The organism is Marinobacter sp. G11, from assembly GCF_021282325.1.
GTDB classification, from domain to species: domain Bacteria; phylum Pseudomonadota; class Gammaproteobacteria; order Pseudomonadales; family Oleiphilaceae; genus Marinobacter; species Marinobacter vinifirmus.
On record NZ_JAJSPB010000002.1, the window covers coordinates 85,892 to 110,378 of the forward strand.

Annotated in this window: 26 protein-coding genes and 2 tRNA genes; 20 read left to right on the forward strand and 8 right to left on the reverse strand. The window is 57.6% G+C overall.

The genetic code is table 11. From position 1 onward, the window contains the following. Window positions 1-4 precede the first annotated feature (4 nt). Window positions 5-766: an ABC transporter permease gene (locus LWH94_RS01720; RefSeq protein ID WP_094624002.1), complete on the forward strand. Its 762-nt coding sequence runs from the start codon at window positions 5-7 to the stop codon at window positions 764-766. Beyond that, complete coding sequence (locus LWH94_RS01725; RefSeq protein ID WP_022988233.1) at window positions 766-1,257, forward strand: DUF192 domain-containing protein; 492 nt, start codon at window positions 766-768, stop codon at window positions 1,255-1,257. The genes LWH94_RS01720 and LWH94_RS01725 overlap by 1 nt, the downstream gene beginning before the upstream one ends. An 11-nt stretch (window positions 1,258-1,268) precedes the next feature. Here LWH94_RS01725 and LWH94_RS01730 read toward each other — a convergent pair whose 3' ends face one another. Continuing rightward, window positions 1,269-2,060, reverse strand: a complete 792-nt coding sequence (locus LWH94_RS01730; protein ID WP_232901001.1) for an enoyl-CoA hydratase — start codon at window positions 2,058-2,060, stop codon at window positions 1,269-1,271. A 310-nt stretch (window positions 2,061-2,370) separates the two neighbouring features. On the opposite strand from LWH94_RS01730, the gene LWH94_RS01735 reads away from it, so the two are divergent. Continuing rightward, a complete protein-coding gene (locus LWH94_RS01735; RefSeq protein WP_232901003.1) occupies window positions 2,371-3,858 on the forward strand; it encodes a sensor domain-containing diguanylate cyclase in 1,488 nt (495 codons plus the stop codon). A gap of 19 nt (window positions 3,859-3,877) precedes the next feature. On the opposite strand, the gene LWH94_RS01740 is transcribed toward LWH94_RS01735, so the two are convergent. After that, a tRNA-OTHER gene (locus LWH94_RS01740) sits at window positions 3,878-3,976 on the reverse strand. 95 nt (window positions 3,977-4,071) lie between these two features. Here LWH94_RS01740 and LWH94_RS01745 point away from each other — a divergent pair. The 11 genes from LWH94_RS01745 (at window position 4,072) to LWH94_RS01795 (ending at window position 12,733) form a co-directional block, all read left to right on the forward strand. Next, window positions 4,072-5,382, forward strand: coding sequence for a tyrosine-type recombinase/integrase (locus LWH94_RS01745; RefSeq protein ID WP_232901004.1), 1,311 nt, complete (start codon window positions 4,072-4,074; stop codon window positions 5,380-5,382). After that, window positions 5,379-6,011 (forward strand): hypothetical protein, encoded by a 633-nt coding sequence (locus LWH94_RS01750; protein ID WP_232901005.1) that lies wholly within the window; start codon window positions 5,379-5,381, stop codon window positions 6,009-6,011. The genes LWH94_RS01745 and LWH94_RS01750 overlap by 4 nt, the downstream gene beginning before the upstream one ends. Window positions 6,012-6,110: 99 nt before the next feature. Then, entirely contained in the window at window positions 6,111-6,386 is a 276-nt protein-coding gene (locus LWH94_RS01755) for a helix-turn-helix transcriptional regulator (RefSeq protein ID WP_232901006.1), read from the forward strand. Window positions 6,387-6,389: 3 nt separating this feature from the next. After that, a complete protein-coding gene (locus LWH94_RS01760) occupies window positions 6,390-6,593 on the forward strand; it encodes a hypothetical protein (protein ID WP_232901007.1) in 204 nt (67 codons plus the stop codon). Next, on the forward strand, window positions 6,590-6,802 hold the full coding sequence (locus tag LWH94_RS01765; protein ID WP_232901008.1) for a hypothetical protein: 213 nt from the start codon (window positions 6,590-6,592) through the stop codon (window positions 6,800-6,802). Before LWH94_RS01760 ends, LWH94_RS01765 begins: the two co-directional genes overlap by 4 nt. 92 nt (window positions 6,803-6,894) lie before the next feature. Continuing rightward, window positions 6,895-9,240: a DUF3987 domain-containing protein gene (locus LWH94_RS01770; RefSeq protein ID WP_232901009.1), complete on the forward strand. Its 2,346-nt coding sequence runs from the start codon at window positions 6,895-6,897 to the stop codon at window positions 9,238-9,240. 440 nt (window positions 9,241-9,680) lie between these two features. Beyond that, entirely contained in the window at window positions 9,681-10,040 is a 360-nt protein-coding gene (locus LWH94_RS01775; protein ID WP_232901010.1) for a hypothetical protein, read from the forward strand. After that, on the forward strand, window positions 10,037-11,428 hold the full coding sequence (locus LWH94_RS01780) for a hypothetical protein (protein WP_232901011.1): 1,392 nt from the start codon (window positions 10,037-10,039) through the stop codon (window positions 11,426-11,428). The genes LWH94_RS01775 and LWH94_RS01780 overlap by 4 nt, the downstream gene beginning before the upstream one ends. Before the next feature lie 24 nt (window positions 11,429-11,452). Continuing rightward, window positions 11,453-12,193, forward strand: a complete 741-nt coding sequence (locus LWH94_RS01785) for a hypothetical protein (RefSeq protein ID WP_232901013.1) — start codon at window positions 11,453-11,455, stop codon at window positions 12,191-12,193. Further along, entirely contained in the window at window positions 12,190-12,375 is a 186-nt protein-coding gene (locus LWH94_RS01790) for a hypothetical protein (RefSeq protein ID WP_232901014.1), read from the forward strand. Before LWH94_RS01785 ends, LWH94_RS01790 begins: the two co-directional genes overlap by 4 nt. 94 nt (window positions 12,376-12,469) lie before the next feature. Continuing rightward, window positions 12,470-12,733, forward strand: a complete 264-nt coding sequence (locus tag LWH94_RS01795) for a hypothetical protein (protein WP_232901016.1) — start codon at window positions 12,470-12,472, stop codon at window positions 12,731-12,733. Window positions 12,734-12,939: 206 nt separating this feature from the next. On the opposite strand, the gene LWH94_RS01800 is transcribed toward LWH94_RS01795, so the two are convergent. The 3 genes from LWH94_RS01800 to LWH94_RS01810 all read right to left on the reverse strand — a co-directional run bounded on the left by LWH94_RS01800 (window position 12,940) and on the right by LWH94_RS01810 (window position 14,402). Continuing rightward, complete coding sequence (locus LWH94_RS01800) at window positions 12,940-13,323, reverse strand: hypothetical protein (protein WP_232901018.1); 384 nt, start codon at window positions 13,321-13,323, stop codon at window positions 12,940-12,942. A 133-nt stretch (window positions 13,324-13,456) separates the two neighbouring features. Further along, a tRNA-Leu gene (locus LWH94_RS01805) sits at window positions 13,457-13,541 on the reverse strand. A gap of 237 nt (window positions 13,542-13,778) precedes the next feature. Next, window positions 13,779-14,402: a class I SAM-dependent methyltransferase gene (locus LWH94_RS01810; protein ID WP_199457529.1), complete on the reverse strand. Its 624-nt coding sequence runs from the start codon at window positions 14,400-14,402 to the stop codon at window positions 13,779-13,781. A gap of 180 nt (window positions 14,403-14,582) precedes the next feature. On the opposite strand from LWH94_RS01810, the gene LWH94_RS01815 reads away from it, so the two are divergent. The 4 genes from LWH94_RS01815 to cydC are packed head-to-tail and all read left to right on the forward strand — an operon-like array spanning window position 14,583 to window position 20,324. Then, window positions 14,583-16,028: a cytochrome ubiquinol oxidase subunit I gene (locus LWH94_RS01815; protein ID WP_232901019.1), complete on the forward strand. Its 1,446-nt coding sequence runs from the start codon at window positions 14,583-14,585 to the stop codon at window positions 16,026-16,028. Next, the gene (gene cydB / locus LWH94_RS01820) at window positions 16,028-17,029 is read left to right on the forward strand and encodes a cytochrome d ubiquinol oxidase subunit II (protein WP_199457531.1); all 1,002 of its coding nucleotides are present in this window, start codon (window positions 16,028-16,030) and stop codon (window positions 17,027-17,029) included. The genes LWH94_RS01815 and cydB overlap by 1 nt, the downstream gene beginning before the upstream one ends. Next, the gene (gene cydD / locus LWH94_RS01825; RefSeq protein ID WP_232901021.1) at window positions 17,030-18,709 is read left to right on the forward strand and encodes a thiol reductant ABC exporter subunit CydD; all 1,680 of its coding nucleotides are present in this window, start codon (window positions 17,030-17,032) and stop codon (window positions 18,707-18,709) included. Beyond that, window positions 18,702-20,324, forward strand: a complete 1,623-nt coding sequence (gene cydC, locus LWH94_RS01830) for a thiol reductant ABC exporter subunit CydC (protein WP_232901022.1) — start codon at window positions 18,702-18,704, stop codon at window positions 20,322-20,324. The genes cydD and cydC overlap by 8 nt, the downstream gene beginning before the upstream one ends. Before the next feature lie 4 nt (window positions 20,325-20,328). Here cydC and LWH94_RS01835 read toward each other — a convergent pair whose 3' ends face one another. Next, on the reverse strand, window positions 20,329-21,570 hold the full coding sequence (locus tag LWH94_RS01835) for a saccharopine dehydrogenase family protein (RefSeq protein ID WP_232901025.1): 1,242 nt from the start codon (window positions 21,568-21,570) through the stop codon (window positions 20,329-20,331). 164 nt (window positions 21,571-21,734) lie between these two features. Between LWH94_RS01835 and LWH94_RS01840 the strand changes: the two genes are divergently transcribed. After that, window positions 21,735-22,064, forward strand: a complete 330-nt coding sequence (locus tag LWH94_RS01840; RefSeq protein WP_232901026.1) for a hypothetical protein — start codon at window positions 21,735-21,737, stop codon at window positions 22,062-22,064. Between the two features lie 12 nt (window positions 22,065-22,076). After that, complete coding sequence (locus LWH94_RS01845; RefSeq protein WP_022988223.1) at window positions 22,077-22,532, forward strand: hypothetical protein; 456 nt, start codon at window positions 22,077-22,079, stop codon at window positions 22,530-22,532. Window positions 22,533-22,562: 30 nt separating this feature from the next. Here LWH94_RS01845 and LWH94_RS01850 read toward each other — a convergent pair whose 3' ends face one another. Together LWH94_RS01850 and LWH94_RS01855 are read right to left on the reverse strand one after the other, a co-directional pair. After that, complete coding sequence (locus LWH94_RS01850; RefSeq protein ID WP_058340905.1) at window positions 22,563-23,504, reverse strand: electron transfer flavoprotein subunit alpha/FixB family protein; 942 nt, start codon at window positions 23,502-23,504, stop codon at window positions 22,563-22,565. Then, the gene (locus tag LWH94_RS01855; protein WP_200205140.1) at window positions 23,505-24,254 is read right to left on the reverse strand and encodes an electron transfer flavoprotein subunit beta/FixA family protein; all 750 of its coding nucleotides are present in this window, start codon (window positions 24,252-24,254) and stop codon (window positions 23,505-23,507) included. Between the last annotated feature and the right edge of the window lie 233 nt (window positions 24,255-24,487).

Genomic DNA, 24,487 nt, shown 5'->3' on the forward strand with positions numbered 1-24,487 from the left:
CAGAATGAATCTTTACGGTGTAAAAGCCATCTACAAGTTCGAAATGGCGCGCATGAAGCGGACCATCATGCAAAGCGTGCTGTCGCCGGTGATCTCAACCTGCCTGTACTTCGTGGTATTCGGTTCTGCCATCGGCTCCCGCATGGGCGATATCGACGGCATCGACTACGGCGCCTACATCATCCCGGGGCTGCTGATGCTGTCCCTGCTGATGCAGAGCATCTCCAACGCCTCTTTCGGCATCTATATGCCAAAGTTTTCCGGCACCATCTATGAAGTGCTGTCTGCCCCTGTGTCCTATGCCGAGATCGTTCTGGGCTACGTCGGCGCTGCGGCCACCAAGGCGGTTATTCTGGGGCTGATTATCCTGGCGACCGCACGGCTGTTTGTCGACTACTCGGTACTGCATCCCGTGTCGATGCTGGCCTTCCTGGTGCTGACGGCAGTGACCTTCAGCCTGTTCGGGTTCATCATCGGCATCTGGGCCGACGGCTTCGAGAAATTGCAGATCGTGCCCATGATGATCGTAACCCCGCTGGTGTTCCTTGGCGGCACCTTCTATTCCATCGATATGCTGCCCCAGGTCTGGCAAACCATCAGCCTGTTCAATCCGGTGGTGTATTTGATCAGCGGCTTCCGCTGGGCTTTCTATGGCGTATCTGATGTGCACGTGGGCATCAGCGTTGCCATGACCCTGATATTCCTGGCCATGTGCATGACCACCGTCTGGTGGATCTTCAAAACCGGATACCGGCTGCGTTCGTGATGTTTCGTGTATTGCTGGCAACCTGCGCCCTGGTGGCGCTGGCCGCCTGCGGCGCGGCAGACGCCCGGGACGAACAACCCTTGCCGGTGATTGAGGCCTGTTTTGTAACCGCTGATCGCTCCTACCCGGTCATGCTTGAAGTGGCCAGTGAACCGGAGCAGCGGCGCCGGGGCCTGATGGGCCGGGAACACCTGCAGGATAACGCCGGCATGCTGTTCGAGTACCAACAGCTGCGACCGGCCGACCACGGATTCTGGATGTACCAGACCCTGATCCCACTCGACATCGCCTATCTAGGTGCACAGGGCGAGATAGTAAGCCTGCGGCAAATGCACCCCTGTGCATCCTCCCGCAGCAGCGACTGCCCGGCTTATCCGGCCGGCAAGCCCTTCCTGAGTGCGGTGGAAATGAATGCCGGCTACTTCCATGAACGCGGCATTGGCACCGGTGACCGGCTGGTATGGCCAGCCAACGGTGCCTGCAAGCCCTGAAACCACTCCGGCTATTTGTGCTGCCAGTTCGGATCCCGCTTATCCAGGAACGCTGAAATACCTTCCTGTGCATCTTCAGCTGTCATATTGGTGGCCATCACCCTGGCGGTGTAATCGTAGGCATCGGCCAGGGGCATTTCCAGCTGCCGATAAAACGCCTCTTTACCGATCTTCAGGGTGTGGCCAGATTTACCGGCAATGGTTGCGGCCATGTTGTAGACGGTCTCATCCAGGGCTTCCGGTTCCACTACCCGGTTCACCAGCCCGATATGCTCTGCGGTATCCGCATCAATCATTTCGCCGGTTAACAACATTTCCATAGCATGTTTGCGGGAAACATTGCGCGACAGCGCCACCATTGGCGTGGAGCAGAACAGACCGATGTTCACACCCGGCGTGGCAAACCGGCTGCCCCGCTCCGCTACCGCCAGGTCACAGCTGGCCACCAGCTGACACCCTGCAGCCGTTGCCACACCGGCTACCCGGGCGATCACCGGCTTCGGCAGGTTCACAATCTGTTGCATCACCTTGCTGCACTGCTGGAACAGAGCCAGCTGAAATTCGTGGCTGTCGAATTTATCCCGCATCTCCCGCAGGTCGTGGCCGGCGCAAAACACATGGCCGGCGGAAGCCAGCACCACTACCCGGCTACTGTCATCCCGGGCAATTTTCTCAAGGGCTGAAGACAACCCTTCCAGCATGGCCATAGACAGGCTGTTCCGGCGTTCCGGCTGGTTCAGGGTCAGCGTGGTAATACCATTTTCTGTACGGACTCGCACTGGGCTTTCTTGCGCGGCAGACATAATTCAGAACTCCTTGATGGCTATCACCCCAGTATTGCCAACAGCTGCCAGCCTGTCGAACAGACTTTGGGCGTATACAAATAGTTGCAATTTGCGGCTATTACCGAGTATTCGCAGGCAACCCCGACCGGTACGATGAATGCTTAAAACAAGCAAGCCAGAAGCTTGTTAAAACAGCGAACAGGTAAATGCAGTATGAAGCAAGTCCGCCACTCACTGGCCTCCAGGTTTATTCTGTTTCTGGCAGCTTCTTGTACTGGCCATGATCGCCCTGCTTCTGATCGAAAGAGTTGTTTTCCAGCCGGTCCTCATGAAAGCCGAGAACCAGCAAGCGGGCCAGGAACTCGCGCGCATCGAAAATTCACTGACGCAGAACCACAATGCGCTGACCGCACAAACCCGGGACTGGGCGCACTGGGATGACACTTACCAGTTCATCCAGGATGCAAACAGCGACTACGCCACCAGTAACTTCAGCCGGGAGATGTTCGAAGACCTGCACGACCAGGCCATGATCTTCATCAGTGAAGGCCAGCAACCAATGTGGATTGCCGGCATTGATCCGGGCACGAACACCTACGGCACCTGCACCTCAGCAACGGGCGACTGCAGCTGGGCGGCACCGCTCATCGCTGAGGTTCAGCCGTTTCTGGGCGAGGTAGAAGCATCGGGGCTGCCACTGAACCTTGCCTCCCCGTGGCCTGCACTCGTTGCGATAGCCCCCATACTTCAAACCGACAGGACAGGCCCATCCCGGGGCTGGCTTATCAAGCTTCGGCTGATTGACGAACGGCTGACGGATTTGCTCGAGGATCAGACCGGGCTATCGGTGCAGATTTCCACACGTCCAGCAGCCCCGGCCGATACGGAACGGAAAATGGCTCTTCAGCGAGGGCCAGACCTGCTGCATGCCGGCAAGCCTCTGTTAACCCATTCCCGCGGGCCCGAGTTGGTGTTGAGCACCGAAATTCCGAGAGACCGCGGTAAAAGGGCCTCAAGGATTTTCCGCTATTCACTCGCCTGGACTGCCGTTTTGCTGGCCGTTGTGATCGGGGTGGTGCTGGCACTGCTATATGGCCTGGTACTGAAGCCACTGGGCCTGTTCACCCGCTTTGTTACCGGGAAACAGGGAGAGAATTCCCTTGGCCAACGCGAGAACCTGGCGGACGTACCAGACAGCCTGTTGCAGCGGAGAGACGAGTTTGGCACCCTCGCTCGCCACGCCCAGAGGTTGATCAGCCAGCAACGCGAACAGTCAAAAATGTTGCTGGACCTGTCCCATCACGATCCGCTGACAGGCCTGGCCAATCGCCGACTGTTCGATGCCAGCTTGCAGCAAAGCCTGTCGGATGAACCGGAAAAGCCGACCTCCGTGTTGATGCTGGATATCGACCATTTCAAACTTTATAACGACCGCTATGGCCATCCGGAAGGTGACAGATGTCTCGCCAGCGTTGCGGAGTGCATGGAGCAAACCGTCAAGCCCCATGGCTTTCTGGTTGCCCGTACCGGGGGTGAGGAATTCAGTGTGCTGATGCCCGAAACAGGGTTGGAACAAGCCAGAACCTGTGCCGAAGAACTTCGCAAAGCCATTGCAGGCCTGAAACTGCCCCACGCAGACTCTCCGGTGAGCGATGTCGTCACCGTGAGTGTCGGTGTTGCCAGTAGTGTAAACGTGGACAATGTTTCCGGCTCCACACTCATGCGCAGCGCAGACCTGGCGTTGTACGAAGCGAAGGACCAGGGCCGGAACCGGGTTGCCTGCTTTGGTGAGGATGCGGCAAACATGTTTGGCTGAAGGGCCGGGGAAAACAGGATGGTGCTCCGGGCCGGAATCGAACCGGCACGACCTTACGGTCGAGAGATTTTAAGTCCTTTTCTTCCACTTTGAACAAAAATGGTTAACCACTAACAGCTTTGAAATTTCAGCCAGTTACGCCAGAATAATCCCTAGTGCCTTTGAACGATTTTGAAATAAAGCGATGCACCAGTGATGCACCAAGGGGGATTCATGGCGAAGCAAGCCGAGCGCAAGCCACCGGAAAAGATCAAGCTCAACAAAACCAACCTAGACAAGCTGGAAGCGGTAGACGGAAAGCGCCGCATTGTTTGGGATTCTGCCATTCAGGGCTATGGCGTGCGGATCATGCCCAGCGGAAGCAAAACCCTGTTTTTCCAGACTCGGTTCAAGGGTGAAGTGATCCGTGTAACCATTGCCCGTTACACCGGCACCGCCCCCAGCGCCGAGCAAGCCCGCAAGCGCGCGCTAGAAATCAACGCAGACATAGCCAACGGCATAGACCCGCGCCCGGAGAAAAAGGAAGCGGAGGCCGCCACGTTCGGGGATCTGCTGACCGGGTACATTGAACTGCTGGAATCCAAGGGAAAGAAATCTGCCCGCAACGTGAAGAACCAGATCACGGCGGACATTCAGAAAGCCCAGCCGAAGCTATGGAAAAAGCGCGCGGCTGAAATAGACCTGGACGACTGCATAAAGGTAGTGGCGGACGTTAAAGACCGGGGCAAGTTGCGCCAGGCTGACAAGATCCGCTCCTATATCCGTTCAGCCTTCACCGAAGCAATCAAGGCGCGCGGCAACGTCAACGCTCCGGCGGCATTGCGAAACATGAATATCAGGGCCAACCCCGCCCGCGATATGGTGAAGGTGGAAGGCTCCAGCAAGGCTAGAACCCGCGCCCTTTCCGTTGCCGAGTTCCAAGCCTATTGGACGCGCGTTAAAGAACTACCAGAGCCGGGCCGCTCTATTATGATGCTGCACGTTCTGACCGGCGGACAGCGCATACAACAGCTTTCCCGCGCCACCCTGCACGACATAGACCGGGACACTGGAACCATTACCCTGCTGGACTACAAAGGCCGTAGAGCAGAACCCCGCCGCCATGCTATCCCCCTGCTACCGGAAGCCCTCGCCTGCATTGAACGGCTGACCGGCACAGGCAACTATGTGTTTTCGTGCGATGGCGGGAAAAGCCCGATCAACGGCAAGTATATATCGGAGCGCGTGGACAAGATCCGGGAGGCAATGGAGAAAGCCAAGGAACTGGAGGGCGGACACTTCACCCCCGGCACCATCAGGGCAACCATTGAAACCCGACTGGCGGCCAAGCCCTACCGCGTGAGTTCCGACGTTCTGGGCCAATTACTTAGCCACGGCTTAGGTGGCGTTCAGGCCCGGCATTACCAGCACCACAATTTTAACGACGAGAAACTAGAAGCCCTGCAAATGCTCTACCGCATGGTAGAAGGGCAGCCGGAGCCAGTGGCCCAGGTATTGCCGTTTAACAGGGAGGCCAGCGCGTGAACAGCCTACAGGATCACGAGGTAATCAAGGCACTGCATAGGGAAACAAGCGTTACCCTTGAGGATCTGACAGAGGGAAGGCTTTACATTGAACCGCCGAGAGAACCAAGCGGGCATATCGAGCCGGGCGCGTGGTTCCTGTGTTATGCCGAGGGATTGCCCCCGGCTGATATTGAGAGGCTACGTTCTGCCCGCCAGAGCCAGCCCAGGTTAGTCAGGGCTGCCGCGCTGGTGGTAGCGAGCGTGCAAGGCAGGCTATCGAAACAACAGCAATTCGCGGCCTTTGATTATGCGCGCTATACCATAGCAAGCGCGCGCGAAGCCCTGGCGGACGAGTACGAAGCCAAAGCGCAAAAATACGCCAAAGCCGAGGACGCGAGAACAGCCCCGCTTAAAGGTAAGACGGATGTACTACGGAGGGCGAAGGAAGCCACGCAAGCCGAGGCTAAAGAGCTTTGGCACTACGATACTGAAAAAGAACTGCGGACGGGCGAAGTGGCGGAATTACTGCATGAAAAGGCCGCAGAACTGGCGGGCGAAAAATTAACCCTTCCCGTTGTAAAGGGATGGGTAAGAGAAGTGGCACCCGATTACGCCAAAAAGGGAGGGAGGCCAAAGAAAACTATATAGCTCGCACGGAAACTATATTTTCCGCACGGGGAGCAAATTTTTTACCTTTAAAATCAGTCTGATACTGCCCTCACATTCAAAGCTCAGTGAGGGCTAGTCATGCAAAACACCACTTCTTTACAAGCCGCAGAATACACAGGCACCACCCTGCCCCCCGAACCCCTTCACCCTGACGCTTCCGTGACCATGCCGAAGCTATGGGATCAAAAAACCCTCGCTCAATATCTGGGCAAGTCTACCGCCTGGTGCGAGCGCGCCCGCTGGTGTGGCGAAGGCCCACGCTTCATCAAGCTGGGCCGCCATGTTCGCTACAGGGCTGATGACGTTCTGGCGTGGATCGAAGAAAACGCCCGCACCTGTTCCGGGGAGGGCTGAACCATGAAACGCACCCCCGGCACCTTCTACAACCATGCCGACCAAGCCGAATACGTGGCCCTAAGCCGTGTGGCTGATGCCGTAGGCGTCCCGGCACACGTCATAACCAACGCGATCAGTAACGGCACCCTGCCAGTCCGTGAGATATGCGGCTGTAAGTGTGTGGCTGTAACGGATCTGTTTGAGTTCAAGGAGGGGGCGAAATGATGGACTACATGATCACCCCCAACGACAAGCAAAAGGCAATGAGGGCCGCCCGCACTCAATTTGAAGGCGGTAGCCTGGAACTGCCCCGCGCAGGACTAACCACCCGCCGCCATTTCCGCAAGTTTCTGGAAAAGCATTACCGGCTATCGAAGCGGGACGCTATCAAGGTGGCGGACAAAATGGGATTCAGCAACGGGGGCGCAAAATGACAGAGCTAGAACGAACAGCCCCCGAAATCAGCGGGCAACTGACCGGGGGCGAAAGCACAAAGCAGAGCGGGCAAGCTCAAACAGAGTATAGCATGACTGTTCAAAAACCGAACAGCCGCCCTTATGCCCGACACATTCCCGGCCTTGAAGAAATCCCGCCAGAGCTTTCAGACCTGCCGATTTGGTGCGCCTGGAAGTTGAAGCAGAAACCCGGAAAGAAACCGGACAAGGTGCCCGTTTCAGCCGTTGATGGTTCCGAAAAGTGGAGTCAGGAAGGGTTCTGTACGACCGCTGAACGCGCCATCCACTACGCTGAATCTAAACCGATGCTGCAAGGTGTGGGGATCATCCTTTATCGGGAGTACGGTCTAGCCGGTGGTGATACTGACGACTGCATAAACGAGGCTGGCGAAGTAGCGCCACACGTTGCCGAGATCATCCGAAAAGCCGATACCTATACGGAGTTCAGCCCCGGCCTTTCTGGCTTCCGATTTATCGCCCGTGGCAGCTTCGGCGGGCACACCGGAAACAGCAAAGCCAAAGGCGTGGAGTTCTACGAGGACAAACGCTTTTTAACCTTCACCGGGCACCACCTGGAGGAAAGCCCGTTCGCTATCGAGGACAGGGATCTAAGCGAACTGGGGCGCGAGTATTTCCCAGACAGGAAAGCGCCTGAGAACGGGCCAGAGGGCGCCACACAAGGCGATAAAATGGACGCTATGCGGGTTCTATCCCTTGTGGCTCAGATCCGTAATGATGGCGAAGGCGTGGACTATGACACCTGGCAGAAAGTCGGGGCCGCTATCCAGTACGAATTAGGGCCGCACGGGTTCGCCGTATTCGACCTGTGGAGTCGCCGTTCTGACAAGTACGACAAGGACAAGACAAAAGGCACCTATCAGTCGTTCGGCAACTACAGCCGCAGGCCTGCAACCGGGGGGAGCCTTCACTATATCGTGGAGCAACAGGAGAAAGCCGCCCCGGCAATCGAGTGGCCGCCGCTGGTGGATCTGGACACGGCAGCCCCGGTGCCATTGCCGGTGAATGAGTGGCCGCCGATTCTTAGAAACTACGCTCAGGCCGCCAGCCAGGAGACTGAAACCCCGGTGGAGCTTCCCGCCATGCTGGCGTTAGGTGTGCTGGCAGTGGCAGGCCAACGGCTTGCCGATGTGAATATCAAGCCCGGTTACTTTGAGCCGATTAACTTGATGATTGCCACCGCGTTGCCGCCAGCCTTGCGGAAGTCTGCCGAGTTTAAGCGAGCGGTGAAACCGTTGCTGCAATGGGAAGCCGACACACGCAAGCGCCTGGAGCCGGAAATCAAAAAGGCAGAAAGCCGACTGGCTATGCAAAAGGAACGGATCAAGCAACAGCGGCAGATGGCCGCCAAGGAAAAGGACGAGCATAAAGCCGCCAGCTTGATGGACAAGGTGATCGAAATGGAGGCCGATTTGCCGGAGGTGCCGCGCTTGCCCCGTGTTTATACGTCAGACGTGACCACCGAACACCTCGGCACGATGATGGAGCACAACAACGGGGAGCTGGGCTTACTCAGTGCCGAGGGCGGCATTTTCGAAACAATGGCAGGCCGGTATAACCAGGGTGTGCCGAACATCGACCTATACCTTAACGGCCATGCTGGCGACCCTGTACGGATCGACCGGGGCAGTAAACCCGCCGTGATCCTGGATAACCCACGGCTAACGATTGCGCTGGCGGTACAGCCGGACGTTCTGCATAGCCTCAGCACGAAACCGGGGTTCAAGGGCCGTGGCCTGTTGGGCCGCTTCCTGTATGCCTTGCCACCTTCCAATCTGGGAAACCGGAGCGGACAAGGGGAGCGTATGGACGCCTTTACGGAATCGAGCTTCTACGAAACCGTGAAAGCCCTGCTTTCGGCTGGTGAGAACAAGGAGGAACGGGACATTATCAAGCTGTCCGACGAGGCCCGCGAAATCTGGCAACAATGCTGGCAGGATGTGGAAGCCGAAATGGGCGAAAACGGCTTGTTTGAGCATTGCCGCGACTGGGCAGGCAAGTTGCCCGGAGCAGTGGCACGGATTGCCGCCCTGTTCCATATCGCCCGGCATGGTCAGGACTACAAGGCCAGCGCCGTCAGTGCCGATGATATGAGCGCAGCCGTTCGCACTGGTGAAGCCCTCGCAAGCCATGCCCTTGCAGTCTATGGCCTGATGGCGGCTGACCCAGACGCGGAGGGCGCAAAGGTTCTAATCAAGTGGATCAAGCGCCACGGATTGCAGGAGTTTACAGCCCGTGATGCCTTCCAGAACCACAAAAGCCGCTTTGATAGGGCCGACGCACTGGAGCAGCCCTTGCAGATCCTCACGGAACGCGGGTATATCAGGCCGGTACAGTACAAGCCTCAAGGCCCAGGAAGGCCCAGCAAAGCCTATCAGGTTAACCCGGCAATCCTTTAACGATAACCAACCCGCAGACCCGGCCTTGTGTCGGGTTTTGTGGTTTTTGGGGTAGCAGATTGGAGAAATCGAGAAGGGTAAACAGACCGCCCTATATTTTGGGGTTTCTGGGGTTTAATCCCTATAGGCATTTTAGAGTGTACTTTCTTTCTTTTTTTAATGGTTCCCCGTTTTCACTTTCTGGAGTTTTGAACCTCAAAAACCCCGGAATGAATGTCGGGTAAACCTATCAAAACGCCGGAAACGATAGCCGCAGCCTGCCGGGTTACGCCCCGCCCTACCCTCGTTTTTGTCGCTCTCAGATACCGCACCAAGGATATTATGTCTCTTGTGTGTATCATTCAAAGTACTGGTATATAAGGGTTTATGGTTCTTTCTGGTATACTGTGCATCATTAGGTGGATCAATAGCCGCAAATTACCGGCAAAACAGGCCCAAACATGAGCAAAACACAAGCGCCCCCGGCAAAGTTCGCACAAGGCTGGATCAGTGAGCTAGATAACCGCTACGCCATTGCCCAGGTTATGCGGGAACGCTATCAGGCTTTCACCGATGACTTAGGCGGGGCTGACCGTTTGAGCTATGCCCAGCGAAGCCTAGTAGAGCGCGCCTTGTGGCTTGAATACTGGCTGGCGCAACAGGAACAGAGTTTGGCTAAAGGGCAAGACTTTGATGTAGCTCGCTGGACTCAGGCAGCCAACAGCCTTCAGGGCATTCTCGGCAAGTTAGGCCTGAACCGCGTAGCCCATGACGTACCCAGCCTTTCCGAGTACCTGGCGAAGCGTGAGGCCCGCCAATGACCGTCACCATTCGCGACCTGATGACAGACCCCCAGCTATTCGGCGAGCAATTCGGCGGGGAGTCATTCAAGGCATGGCGCGCCCTGCTGGCTGGCTTCTATGGCCTGCCGTTGGATGATGAGGAACGGCAAATACTGAAACAGCTTACAGGACGCCTTAGCGCGCCCGTGGTGGCGTTTGATGAGCTATGGCTGGTAGTCGGGAGGCGTGGCGGTAAGAGCCAGGCAGCGGCCTTGCTGGCGGTATATGAAGCGGCTTTCAAGGACTACCGCGACCGGCTGGCACCGGGTGAAGTGGCCACGGTGATGATATTGGCCGCAGACCGGCGGCAAGCCCGCTCAATATTCCGGTATATATCGGGCCTGCTACATGCTAACCCCATGCTTGAGCAACTGATAAGCCGGGAAGACAAAGAGACCATTGAGCTAACCAACCGCACGGCCATAGAGGTGCACACCGCCAGCTTCCGGGCAACTCGGGGCTATAGTGCGGCTTTTTGCTGTATTGATGAACTGGCGTTCATCCGCTCGGAAGACAGCGCCAATCCCGACCATGAAATACTGGCGGCAATCCGTCCGGCTATGGCCACGTTAGAGGGCAAGCTGGTGGCCCTTTCAAGCCCGTACAGCAAGCGGGGCGAATTGTGGAACACCTACCGCCGCTACTTCGGAAGCCATGACGCGCACACCCTGGTAGCCCAGGCCCCTAGTAAGCTGATGAACCCCAGCCTACCCCAGCGCGTGATAGATCAAGCCTACGAGCGCGACCCCGAAGCGGCAAAGGCTGAGTATGGGGCGCAATTCCGCAGCGACCTGGAAGCCTTCATTGCCCGCGATCTGGTGGAAGGTGTGGCACGTTCCGAACCGCTGGAACTGCCGTACAACAGCCGCTTTCGTTACTTTGCCTTTGCTGACCCTGCCGGTGGTGGACAGGATGAATACACCCTGGCCATAGGCCACCGCGAGGATTCCCGTGTGGTGGTGGATCTGGTACGCGCCCGCCGTGGTGTACCGGCTGAAATCACCGCCGACTATGCCGCCCTGCTGAAAGCCTACGGCATCCGTGAGGCGCACTCGGATAAGTACGCAGGAAGCTGGCCCGCTGACGAGTTCAGCAAGCACGGAATCACCATTGAATACAGCCCTAAGCCCCGCTCTGAACTGTACCTGGACGCACTGCCCGCCCTGACTTCGGGCCGGGTGGAGTTGCCGCCGGATGACCGTCTGATAACTCAGTTTGCTGGCCTTGAGCGCAAGACTTCCAGAGCGGGCCGGGACAGCGTGAACCATGCGCCCGGAGCCCATGACGATAGAGCCAACGCAGCCGCCGGGGTGATTGCCCTGAACGCGCACGATTCTGGCGTGTATGACTACGCCGCATTGCTTTAACCACCGCAAAGAGAGAACGAAACCATGACCATGAAAAACTACGCAACCGAAGCCCAGACCGCACACGACCACCTGATGCCCCTGCTGGAAAATGCCCAGACCGAAGCCCAGCAACGGCTAGATAAGGCCAAACAGGCATCCACACCGGACGCCTTGCGCCCTCAACTGCTGGCGATCCTGGACAACGCAGACACACCGACTGCTGATGCTATTGGCGGCATCCTGTCCGGGTACGCGCAACTGATGCCAGACCACCGCGCCCGTGATGGTGGCCTGCTGATCCGCAGCCTTGCCAGTACCAAAAGCCACCACGGTCTGACCGAAGCCCAGGCCGGACAGATTGCCGGGGCGATCATTGGCGCGATCCACGGCAAGGGCCATTCCGGTCTGATTCAGTGGCCGGAGAACTGGCAACGGGAGTTGTCACACGGCGATTTGCTCAAGTGGTGCGAGTGGGTAGCGCCGAAAGCCTACGGCAAGTTGCTGGACAGCCTCGAAAGTCAGGCTAAGGCCCGTATCAGTGCCGAGAGTGACCTGGTGCAACTGGAGGCCAGCCGCCAGGCGCTTGCCGGTCTGGTGCCGAGTCCATCCACCGGGGCGGTGATTCAGATCCGCAACAATGCCGAGAAACGGCAAGGCGTGGCGGGTGTGCACTGGCAAGCCGGAGAGGTGAAAACGCTGGAGCCTGCCGAGTATGCGCGTGTGACTGCAAACGCGGGCTATAGCTCGCTGGTAGAAGCTGGACAACTGGAGGTAGTGGCATGAACAGGCGCTATGCCGTGGATGATTGCGACTTTGAAGCCTACAAGGCCCAAGGGGGCACCATGACGAGGGCGCAGTTTTATAACGCGCTCTTAGGGCCAGCCCCCCAGATCCGGCTAGGCCATGCGGACAAGGCCCCCGCGCCGTTAACGCAACGGCTACGGGAACACCTGAAACAGCAATAACGATTCGTTCCACCTGCGGTGGTGGAATGCGGTTTGTGGGTGCTATCCGCAGCGATCAGAAAAACCCTCACCTATTCCTGCCCAGGTTCCCGCCATGAACGATTACCCGGACATAACAGAGCAAGGCCAACAGGCCGGAGCGCCAGAGCTTCGCTTGTGGCGGGCTGCACTGGCGCTGATGGTGCTGGATGCCCGTAACCACTGGCACGAAAAGAAAGGCACCGGCAGGGACGAGCTACGCGCCTTCAACGACCTGTGCCGGTGTGGGCCGATGACCCGCTGGCTATGCTCGATGACCGGCGATAACCCGGAAGCCGTTAGCGAGGCTTTCAGGGGGTGGTGCCGCGAGGCCGGTTAGACCCCGGTGCTGCTGATGCACGAATCCAGCGCCCGCCGTTGTGCGATTTCCACAAACTGTCAGGAGCCGATTTCAGGCACGTTGTTTGCAGCGTGGAACGGACATTGCATAACAAGCAGGTATCGTGCCCCGGAAAATATCATGCCATAAATGGCGCCCTGACCGGGGTGTGATTTGTTGGTGTGGTGCGGCCTGGCGGGGTGCAATCACCAAAGCGGCTCGATAATCCGCATTTCTTCCTGCTCGCCACCAATCAGCCCAAACTCTACAAGCTGCAACAGCGCCCCCTGCCGGTAGTCCCTGAACACACAAGCCCAGTTAACCCCGTCTGTGCGGTAGGGGTACGTGACGAGGATGTGATACCCGTCCCGGTCTGATTCCGCGATGCCGTAGGTTTTTGGTTCAGTGTGTAGGGTGATCGACTGGAAATCTTGAGGACGTAGATTGATGTTCGCCAGCAACTCGCAGAAATTTTCCGCCTTATCCTTAACGAGCTTTTGCGGCTGATACATGCCTTCCTGATCTGGCGATTGCGCCGCCGCCAGTGTGGGGAGAGTGAGCGCCAGGGCGATAACGGGTAACAACTTCATATAGGCCACCTGTGGATGCTGGTTTGGTTCAGCATGGCGGGGTGGCGTGAGGGAGTCAAAGGGCTATTCGTCGGATGATCCTGTTACCGGGTGATCTGGTGAAAGAACACACACTAGCCAGGCTAAAGAATAATGGTGCTCCGGGCCGGACTCGAACCGGCACGCCATGCGGCAAGGCATTTTAAGTGCCTAGTGTCTACCAATTTCACCACCGGAGCGTTTTTCTTAATCTGATGCACCGCCGATGCACCAAATTTTTTGATCTTTGCACACCTATGTTTTTATTGCCTTTTTTATAGACACTGACTTTATTTTAAGTCTCTTGTGTCTACCAATTTCACCACCGGAGCATCGGGGGAAAACTGAAGGCCGGAATTGTATAAGGCCCGGATGGCTAACGCAATTCCGCTTTCAGAATCGCTCAGTAATTAAGCAATTTCCGGCAGGGACTCAGGTTATTCGGGCTTGGTTGCCCTGCCTTTGTAGATATAACCGGCAATTTTCGGTGCATTGGGCATATACAGATTCTCCAGCTCCTGAATCTCAAAGCCGGCATGTTCAATCAATTCCGCGATGTGCCGGTTCAGGTGGCAGCCGCCGGCCAGCTTTCGCCATCCCGGTGTTATCCGGTGCTGCCATTTGCGCGTGGTGTCGTGTGGGGCTTCTCCGTGTTCCAGGAACAGCAGGTCGCCACCGGGCTTGAGTACCCGCTTCATCTGCAGCAAGGCCGTGTGCCAGTCCGGAATGGTGCACAGGGTAAAGGTAAGCAGAACGGTATCGACCGAGTTGTCCTGCAGCGGAATCTTCTCACCCGGCAGATCCAGCAACTCTACCCGCACCGGTGACCGGCCCAGGTTCGGCAAGGCTTTGCGCCGCATGCCTTCCGATGGCTCCAGCCCGTACACCATCTCTACGAGGTCCTGATTATAGAATTCCAGGTTAATACCCGAGCCCATTCCCACTTCCAGCACACGGCCGCGAGCCCTTGGCACAAGTTGGCTGCGCAGTTTCATCACCTGGCCCATGGAGCAGGCCTTGTCGATAATGTGGGGAAGAATCCGGTCTTCATAGAAGCTCATAGGTTCACCGTCATTGTTTTATATCAAAGGTGCGACAAACTGCCCTATTTCTTTCTGCTACAATTCCCGTAGCATCATAATCAACTGCCGGTAATAACAACATAGCAAAATCGCCTAAGGCAGCGGCCGGGCAGGTTAGCACCTGTCTGTTGTGACTTGTGAAAGTTACCGGAGGTTCCTGTGGAACTAGATCCCCTCATCCTATCGCGAATCCAGTTCGCGTTTGTCGTGTCATTTCACGCCATTTTCCCGGTATTTACCATCGGGCTTGCATCTTATATAGCCGTTCTGGAAGGTCTTGCCTTCAAAACCCGTAACCCGGTTTGGACGAAGCTTTCCGGATTCTGGACAAAGGTCTTCGCCGTTGTCTTCGGGATGGGGGTGGTCTCCGGGATCGTGATGTCGTTCCAGTTCGGTACCAACTGGAGTAACTTCTCCCAGGCTTCTGCCAACTTCCTTGGCCCGATTCTGAGCTATGAGGTTATCACGGCCTTCTTCCTGGAAGCGGCGTTCCTCGGGGTTCTGCTGTTCGGGCGCAACAAGGTTCCTGCGGGCGTTCACCTGTTTGCGGCCATTATGGTTGCCACCGGCACGTTCATTTCCTCGTTCTGGATACTGTCGGCCAACAGCTGGATGCAGACCCCGGCGGGCACTGAACTGCGCGACGGTGTGTTCCATGTGGTGTCATGGAGCGAAGCCATCTTCAACCCGTCATTCCCCTACCGCTTTATGCACATGGGCCTGGCTTCATTCCTGACCGGCAGCTTTGTAGTGGCCGGTGTGAGTGCCTGGTACCTGCTCAAGGGCCGGGAGGTAGAAGCCAACCGCAAGGCGCTGTCCATGTGCCTGTGGCTGCTGCTGTTTATTGCCCCGGCCCAGTTGGTGGTCGGTGACTTCCATGGCCTGAACACACTGGAACACCAGCCTGCGAAAGTGGCTGCGATGGAGGGCAACTGGGAAACCTCTTCCAATGTGCCACTGTTGCTGTTCGCCATTCCGGACCAGGAAGCACAAACCAACCATTTTGAAATCGGCATCCCCAGCCTAGCCAGCATGATTCTCACCCACGAGTGGGATGGTGTGGTACCTGGCCTGAAGGATGTTCCCAGAGAAGAGCAGCCTCCGGTGGCGATTGTGTTCTGGTCGTTCCGGGTGATGGTTGGCCTGGGTATGCTGATGATCCTGTTCGCGGTAACCGGGCTGGTGCTTCGGGCCGGCGGCCGCTACTACAAGGCCCGCTGGTTCCTGCAGGGGCTGCGCGCCATGAGCATTGCGCCCTTCTTCGCGGTACTGACCGGCTGGTTCGTAACCGAAGTTGGCCGGGCTCCCTGGCTTGTATACGGCATTATGAACCAGGCTGATTCGGTAACACCCTCGCTGACCGGGGGCATGGCGCTGTTCACCCTCATCGGTTACATCCTGGTGTACGCAGCGGTGTTCTCCGCCGGTGTTTACTACCTGATGCGGGTATTGTTCGTCGGCCTGGAAGGCGATGAAGACAATGCCGACCATGAAGCCGATCGCCCTGCCCGCCCACTCTCGGCGGCCCATGTTCCGTTCGAGATCGAATCCGGCAAGGGTGCGGTTAACCACGCAAAACCCGTTAACGAAGGAGGGCAATCCTGATGGAACTGTTTGATCTGGCCCTCATCTGGGCGTTTATTATCGGCTTCGGCATCATCATGTATGTGCTGATGGACGGCTTCGACCTGGGCGTGGGCATTCTCTTTCCCTTCGCCCCCTCTGAAGAAGACCGCGACACCATGATGAACTCGGTGGCACCGGTTTGGGACGGCAACGAAACCTGGCTGGTGCTGGGCGGTGCCGGGCTGCTGGCCGCCTTCCCTATGGTGTACACCATCTTGTTGCCTGCGCTCTACATTGGCGTGTTCCTGCTGCTTGCCGGGCTGATTTTCCGGGGTGTGGCGTTCGAATTCCGGTTCAAGGCGCGCACGTCCCGCTACCTGTGGAACTGGTCGTTTGCCGGCGGTTCCACCGTCGCCACCTTCGCCCAGGGGGCGGTGGTTGGTGCCTATATTCAGGGTTTCAACACGGTTGATGGCGTGTATGTGGGTGGCGCGCTGGACTGGCTTACCCCGTTCACCGTATTGACCGGCCTCGGCACTCTGGCAGGCTATGCCCTGCTCGGCTCCACCTGGCTGATCCTGAAAACCGAAGGCCGCCTGCAAGACTGGGCTTACCGGGTAACAACGCCGCTGCTGTTCGCCGTGCTGGCCATCTTCGCCATTATCAGCGTGTGGACACCGTTTGTGGACGACATGGTGCGTGAACGCTGGTTTGACCACATCGGTATCATCTGGATCCTTCCGGCCCTGACACTGTTGTGCGCCTTCCAGATCTGGCGCTCTGTGCGCAACCGCTTCGAAGGCATGCCCTTCGTGGCCACAATGGGGCTGTTCATCACAACCTATCTGGGGCTTGTGGTCAGCCGCTGGCCCTATATGGTGCCGCCCAACTACACCCTGTGGGATGCAGCGTCTGCCTATGAATCCCAGCTGTTCCTGCTCCTGGGCCTGCTGTTCGTAATTCCCATTGTGCTGGTATACACCGCCTGGACGTACTGGGTATTCCGCGGCAAGGTGCGGGCCGGCGAAGGGTATCACTGAGTGGCAGAACCGGCTCAGGCTGATGTCAAAGGCTGGCTGGCCGGGCTTGCCCGAACCAGCCAGCGCTGGATAAACGCCACAGTAGTCGCCGGTACCCTGGCCGGGCTGGCCACCATCGTGCAGATGGTGTTACTGGCCTGGCTGGTTTATCAGGGGGTAATTGCCGGCGAGCCGGTCTCTGCCCTCACCCCCTGGTTTCTGGTTTTGGTGGGTATGCTCGTTGTGCGGGCAGTTTGCCAGGGCCTGCAAACACGCTTTGCGGCGCGCTGCAGCGAACAGGTACGCCGGCATGCCCGTCGCCAACTGAATGACCACTGGCAAGCTGTCGGCCCCGTAGCTCTGTCGGAGGCCTCTGCCGCTTCCCTGGCCCGGGAATGGCTGGACCACGTGGAAGCCTTGCACGGTTATTTTGCCAGGTTCCTGCCCCAGATGATCCTGGCCACCGTTATCCCCCTGATGATTCTTGCGCTGGTGTTCTGGCTCGACTGGCTGGCCGGCATCTTTCTGTTGTTATCCGCGCCCCTGATCCCTCTGTTCATGGCCCTTGTGGGTATGGGTGCAGAAAATGTGAACCAGCAGCACTTCCAGACCATCAGCCGGCTGTCCGGGCAGTTTCTGGACAAGGTTCGGGGCCTGACGACCCTGCAACTGTTCGGCCAGATCGCCCAGGCCAGCGATACCCTGTATCAACGCTCGGATCAGTACCGGCGTATCACCATGAAAACCCTGAAGGTGGCGTTTCTGTCGTCGGCGGTACTGGAGTTCTTTTCGTCGGTCGCCATTGCCGTCATCGCCATCTACATCGGTTTCGGGTTGCTGGGCTACATCACCTTTGGCCCCAGCGATCAGCTCACCCTGTTCTCCGGCCTGCTGATCCTGCTGCTGGCACCGGAGTTCTTTCAGCCATTACGGACGTTGTCCCAACATTATCACGACCGGGCCGCCGCCCTGGGCGCCGGAGCAGAGATTCTTGCCCGGCTTCAGGAACCGGTCTCCGGCGCCGGAAATGTCCAGGCACAAACCGAACCCACCGCCACGGCGGACACGATCGCCCTGAGCGGCGTATCCCTGCGCTATTCCGATAGCCCTCCAGTGTTTGATCAGTTGGACATGCAGGTAAAGCGCGGTGAAGTGATCGCGCTCACAGGGCCGTCCGGTGGCGGGAAGTCGTCGTTACTGCACCTGTTAGCCGGGTTTATTCGCCCCGATGCCGGAACAATATCGGTGTTCGGACAATCTGCGGGCTCCTCCCCTTTCGGCTGGCTGGGCCAGAAAGGCTTCTGGATTCAAGGTTCCTGGGCGGACAATCTGAGGCTGACCAGCCCTGACGCATCGGATATAGCCATTGAGAATGCCCTGCGCATGGTCGGCCTTGCCGAGTTGCTCGACAGCCGGGAACAGGGCATCAACAGCCGTATTGGCGAAGATGCCCAGGGCTTGTCCGGTGGCCAGGCCCGACGGCTAAGTCTCGCCCGCATTTTTCTGGCGGATCATGAGCTGGTTCTGCTGGATGAGCCGACCGCAGGCCTGGACGCCACCAGCGAAATCTGTGTACTGGAAGCCCTGCACAAGCTTTCCGAAGCCGGCAAGACCGTGATTTTCTCTACCCATCACCAGGCGCTGCTGGCACTGGCCGACCGGGTTCTGATCGTCTCCGGCACAGAGGTGCGCAATGCGTGAACTCCGGCCCTGGTTACAGCTGATTCTTCGCCGCCGGGGTCGGCTGGTGGTGGGCGGTGCCCTGCTGCTGGCAACACTGATATCCGGCATTGCCTTGCTGGCCCTGTCCGGATGGTTCCTGACCGAAACCGCCCTGGTGGGCTTGCTGTTTGCAGCGGGCGTTCAGGCGTACATCAACCTTTATGTACCCGGCAGCGGGATCCGATTCTTTGCGGTGTCCAGAACGGTTTCCCGATACCTGGAGCGGCTTTACAACCACAATACGGTGCTGAGCCTGCTTACCGATATTCGCGTAGCGCTGTTCAACCGGCTGGCGCAGGCGGGCAAACGCCAGCGAGGCGATAAAACCGGAGCCCAGTGGTTGTCCCGCCTGACTGCCGATGTAGACGCCCTGGACACCCTGTACCTGCGCCTGATTGCCCCTACCGCACTGGCGGCGCTGGTTACCCTGATGATTGTCGGCCTGGCCTGGCTGCTGTTCAGCGGCACCATTGCACTGATACTGCTGGGTATTCTGGCAACAGCCTTCAGTATCGCCACCTGGGGGCTGTATGTTCGCACCCGGGCGCTTTCGGGACAGTTAAACGAACGGCAGGAACAACTTCGCGGCCAGGTGATTGAACACTTAGAAGGCTTTGCAGAACTCACCGCCGCCGGCCGTGCGGGCAAACATTCGGGCCGGCTGATGCGCCACGCCTTTGCGCTTTCAAAAAGCCAGGCGGAGGTCGATGCCAGGGTGGGCTGGCACCTCTCGGTAACAGTGTTGCTGGTAAACCTGTCAGCGGTGATTGCCCTGTGGGCCGGCTTTGGCTTGTTCCAGCAGGATCTCATATCCGGGCCGGTTCTGGTGCTGCTGCCCATTGCCCTGCTTGGTCTGGGAGAAGTTTACGGCATGCTGCCTGAAGCCTTTGGAAAGTTTGGTGCAACACTGGCAGCCGCCAGGCGTCTCAATGAAGATGTACAACCCGCAGATGAACAGCCTGGCTTCCAGAAGAGGCCGGCCGGACAGGGCGCAAAACAAAGCGCTCTGACCGCGAGCGACCTGGCCGTTGGCCACCCGGGGCAGTCTCCGGTTATCACCCACTTCTCGGTAGCGGTCGAACCCGGAGATCGCCTGGGCGTAGTCGGGGTGTCTGGCAGCGGAAAATCATCCCTGGCAGATACCTTTGCCGGTTTGATTGCTCCCGTTGCAGGTTCTCTGGAGTCCCTGCCCTGCACCTACCTGACTCAAACTACGGTTGTGTTCGACGACACCGTCAAAGCCAACCTGTTGCTGGGTAATCCAGAAGCAACGGACGGCGAACTCTGGCATGTACTGGAGCTGGTGGAACTGGCCGAGCGCTTCAGCCGTGAGGTTGCAGGCCTGGATACCTGGCTGGGGAACGGCGGCAGCCGCTTGTCGGGCGGTGAAGCCCGCCGGCTGGTATTGGCCCGGGTATTGTTGAGTAAAGCACCGCTGGTGATTCTGGATGAACCCTTTACCGGCGTGGATGCCGATACCCGAAGCCGCATAGCCCCCCGGATTGATCAGTGGCTGGACGGGCGCGCCGTGATTTCATTAGGCCACGGGCCGGAGGCATTGCTGCCATCCGGCCACATTCTGCATTTGAACTAGCGGCTCAGCGGGTTTCGAGCAGCTCGAAAGTCAGCCCCGCCCTGGTAGTCAGGCGCTCAAGCAACTTGCCGTTAAGCGCAGAGGCCGGAGTCCAGAAACCACCAGGCACTTCGTCTTTCACATCAAAGGCCAGGCACATACCGGATTCACCCAGCATCTTGCCGGTAGAGCCGTAGCCCGGGTCCCGGTCGCCCGTCACCTTGGTGATCAGGGTCTTGCCATCTTCTGTACGTCCGACAAAGCGGATGTCGTAGAAGCCTTTTTCCTGTGATTCCGGGCTTGGCCCCTCACCCGGCTTGGGCACCAGTTTTTCCACCACCCAGCGGGTTGGCTTGATGGCCGATGCGGTAAAGAAGGCACCCAGGGCGGCCACAATGCCATAGGCCGTCAGGCGTCCCTTGGTGCCTTTGCCGGTCATGATGGCTTCGTCGTAGGTGAATTCCTTGCCGTAGCGGGCTTGCTGCAGGGCGTTGGAGCGATGAACCACCCGGGTATTGATGGCACCCATCACAAACGGGGCCAGCCAGGCATTGAAGGTTTTATCGAATTCCGCTGTTTTCAGGCTCGGCTGGCGCGTGCTGGAACGGTGGTCCGGCGGGCAGATGGAGAACGGGTTAGCAAGCTCTTTCCGGAGCTTCGGGTCTGCCCCGGCCTCTTTGGCTACGTTGATCATGGAGGCTACAGTTCCGCCGGACAGCCCGCCCTTGGCCACCTTCACCCGCATACGCACATCGCGACAGGGCTGGCCGAAGGTCTCTTCGGATTTCTGCTGCAGGAACCAGACGCCCATATCGGAAGGAATCGAGTCAAAACCGCAACAATGAACAATCCGGGCTCCGGTCTGCCTGGCCTGGTCTTCATAACGCTCGATCATCCGGCGAATCCACTGAACTTCGCCGGTCAGGTCGCAGTAATCGGTGCCGGTGGACACGCAGGCTTTAACCAGCGGCTCGCCATACAGCGCATAGGGGCCAACGGTCGAAATAATCACCCGGGTCTGTCGGCACATGGCGGCAAGGGCGTCGTCGTCAGAGGCATCTGCCAGAATAACCGGCAATGCAGAGGCGTTATCCCCCAGCTCAGCCTTCAGGCTGGCCAGTTTGCTCTCGGAACGGCCGGCAATGGCCCAACGGACTTCACCACCGGTGCCGTAAGTCTCCATCAGATACCGGGAAAGAATCTGGCCCACAAAGCTGGTGGCGCCAAATACGACCAGATCAAACTCTGCCTGTGTGGTGTTGGTCATTATTTATCCTTATTCAAACGGGTGTTGGGTTACGATGGTAACAGGTTTGAACACAGGTTCTACTTTCCTGTTTACGCTGTCCGGGGCGTCCTCCCGGCCAATCGTTTGTCATGCAGACTGGGGCACACTCTGTACATGCACACAAGACACCCGGGAGGTGCCCTTTGAACACGTTGCTTGCACTCACCAGCCTGATTCTTCTGGTGTTCAGCGCCCTGCTGCTCTGGCAATTCCTCGAGCAGAAGAAGATGATCGCCCAGATTCTGGAGAACGAAGGTATCCCTGAGACCAGCCAGGATCCGGAATTGATACTGACCCTTCGGGTGCTGGACCCGATTTCCCTGGCCAAGCGGGAATCCCGGACCGGCCGGCTGCTTGCGGATCGCTTACCGGTAATGACCCGGAAAATGGTCTATCAGGAAGTCATGAAAGAACTCGAAGTGGAACTCGAAGAGCGTGATATCGATGTTGAAATGCACATTGAATACCGCTGAGGAGCCTCGGCCATGATCGCCCAGATTCTTGTTGCCCTGAGCCTTGCCGCCACCGCCGGCTGCCTGTTTGCCGGTTTTCGTGTATCCGGCGATAACCGCCGTGATCTGAGGATTCTTAACACCCACCGCATCAGTGCCCGCAGTGCCGTCCAGAAAAGCCGTATGGAACTGCTGGAGGTCCGTAACCGTGCGAAATTGCTGGAGGATACGGTCTCTGGCGGCGCCATGGCGGTCGAGAAAGTGCACAAGGCCATCGCCAACACCACGTTTGGCCTGATCGACATGTTTTCCAGCGATGAAGAGTTTCGCAACAGTACCAGGAAGGTCCAGCAAACCCATCACGAAAAAACCGAGCAGGTGTACAAGGCGGTCCGTACCACCAACCGGGCCCTGCATATCCTCGCGGATACCCTGATTATCGGCAAAGCCGAAAAGCGCATTGTTTCAAAAACAAAAAAGGCACCCTGAGGTGCCTTTTTTGCTAAAGAGATCTGAAAGTTACAGAACTTTCTTCAGCTCTTCTTCGAACTGCGGAACTGCTTCAAACAGATCTGCTACCAGGCCGTAATCAGCAACCTGGAAGATCGGCGCTTCTTCGTCCTTGTTGATCGCAACGATCACCTTGGAGTCAGACATACCTGCCAGGTGCTGGATGGCACCGGAGATACCCACCGCAACGTAAAGCTGCGGAGCAACGATCTTACCGGTCTGACCAACCTGCATGTCGTTCGGTACGAAGCCGGCGTCAACTGCGGCACGGGATGCACCAACAGCGGCACCCATCAGATCAGCAACCTGCTCCAGCATCTTGAAGTTGTCGCCGTTCTGCATGCCACGACCACCGGAGATTACGATACCGGCAGAAGCCAGGTCCGGACGGTCAGACTTGGCCAGCTCTTCGCCTACGAAAGAAGACAGGCCGGCGTCTTTTACAACGTCCAGCTGTTCTACAGAAGCAGAACCGCCTTCAGCGGCAACCGGGTCGAACGCGGTCGGACGTACAGTGATAACCTTGATGCTGTCGCTGGCCTTTACGGTCGCGATAGCGTTACCGGCGTAGATCGGACGAACGAAGGTGTCGTCAGACTCAACGCGGATAATGTCGGATACCTGGGCAACGTCCAGCAGCGCAGCAACGCGCGGCATGAAGTCTTTACCGGTGGTACCGGCAGAAGTCAGGATGTGGCTGTAGCCCTTACCCACTTCAGCAACCAGGTCACCCAGGTTCTCACCCAGGAAATGACCGTACGCGGCGTTGTCTGCAACCAGTACCTTGTTCACGCCTTCTGCCTTGGCAGCGGCTTCAGCGACGGCGCCTACGTTCTCACCGGCAACCAGCACGTCGATGTCGCCACCGATGGCCTTGGCAGCCGCTACAACGTTCAGAGTAGCCTGCTTCAGGCTGCTGTTGTCGTGTTCAGCAATTACCAGGATGCTCATTTAGATCACCTTCGCTTCGTTCTTCAGTTTATCCACCAGCTCAGCTACGTCTGCCACCTTGATACCAGCCTGGCGTGCAGCCGGGGCTTCGACCTTCAGGGTGGTCAGGCGCGGGGCGATTTCAACACCCAGATCGGCGGGGCTCATGGCGTCCAGCGGCTTCTTCTTGGCCTTCATGATGTTCGGCAGAGAAGCGTAACGCGGCTCGTTCAGACGCAGGTCAGTGGTAACAACCGCCGGCAGGTTCAGGGCAACTGTCATCAGACCGCCGTCTACTTCGCGTGTTACGTTAACCTTTTCACCGTCAACAACCACTTCGGAAGCGAAAGTGCCCTGGGCCATGCCAGTCAGAGCGGCCAGCATCTGGCCAGTCTGGTTGTTATCGGAATCGATGGACTGTTTGCCCAGAATAACCAGCTTGGGCTCTTCTTTCTCGACAACCGCCTTCAGCAGCTTGGCCGCTTCCAGGGACTGTACTTCTTCGTCAGTCTCGATGTGGATACCACGGTCAGCACCCAGCGCCAGTGCAGTACGAATCTGCTCCTGGGAAGCCTTCGGGCCAATGGATACAACCACGATTTCACTGGCAACGCCCTTTTCCTTCAGACGAACCGCTTCTTCAACTGCGATTTCGCAGAACGGGTTCATTGCCATCTTGACGTTGGCGAGATCAACGCCGGTGTTGTCCGGCTTGACACGCACCTTTACGTTGTAGTCGATAACTCGTTTTACAGCGACCAGAACCTTCATAGATTCCTCGTTCTTCTACGATGGGTTTAATGAGTCTTCACAGTCAAAGGACCGGGTTGACCCGACCTGACAATGAGACGATACTAAAAATCGACTCAAAACACACGATTTTTCGGTGTATACGTACAATGCCAAAGGTAAGGGCAGATTTCAAACAAACGTTTGTTTGATTCTTGAAATGCGCTATCCTTCGGGTTAATAACATTCATTAAAAGCTGTTTGAGGAGACCAAC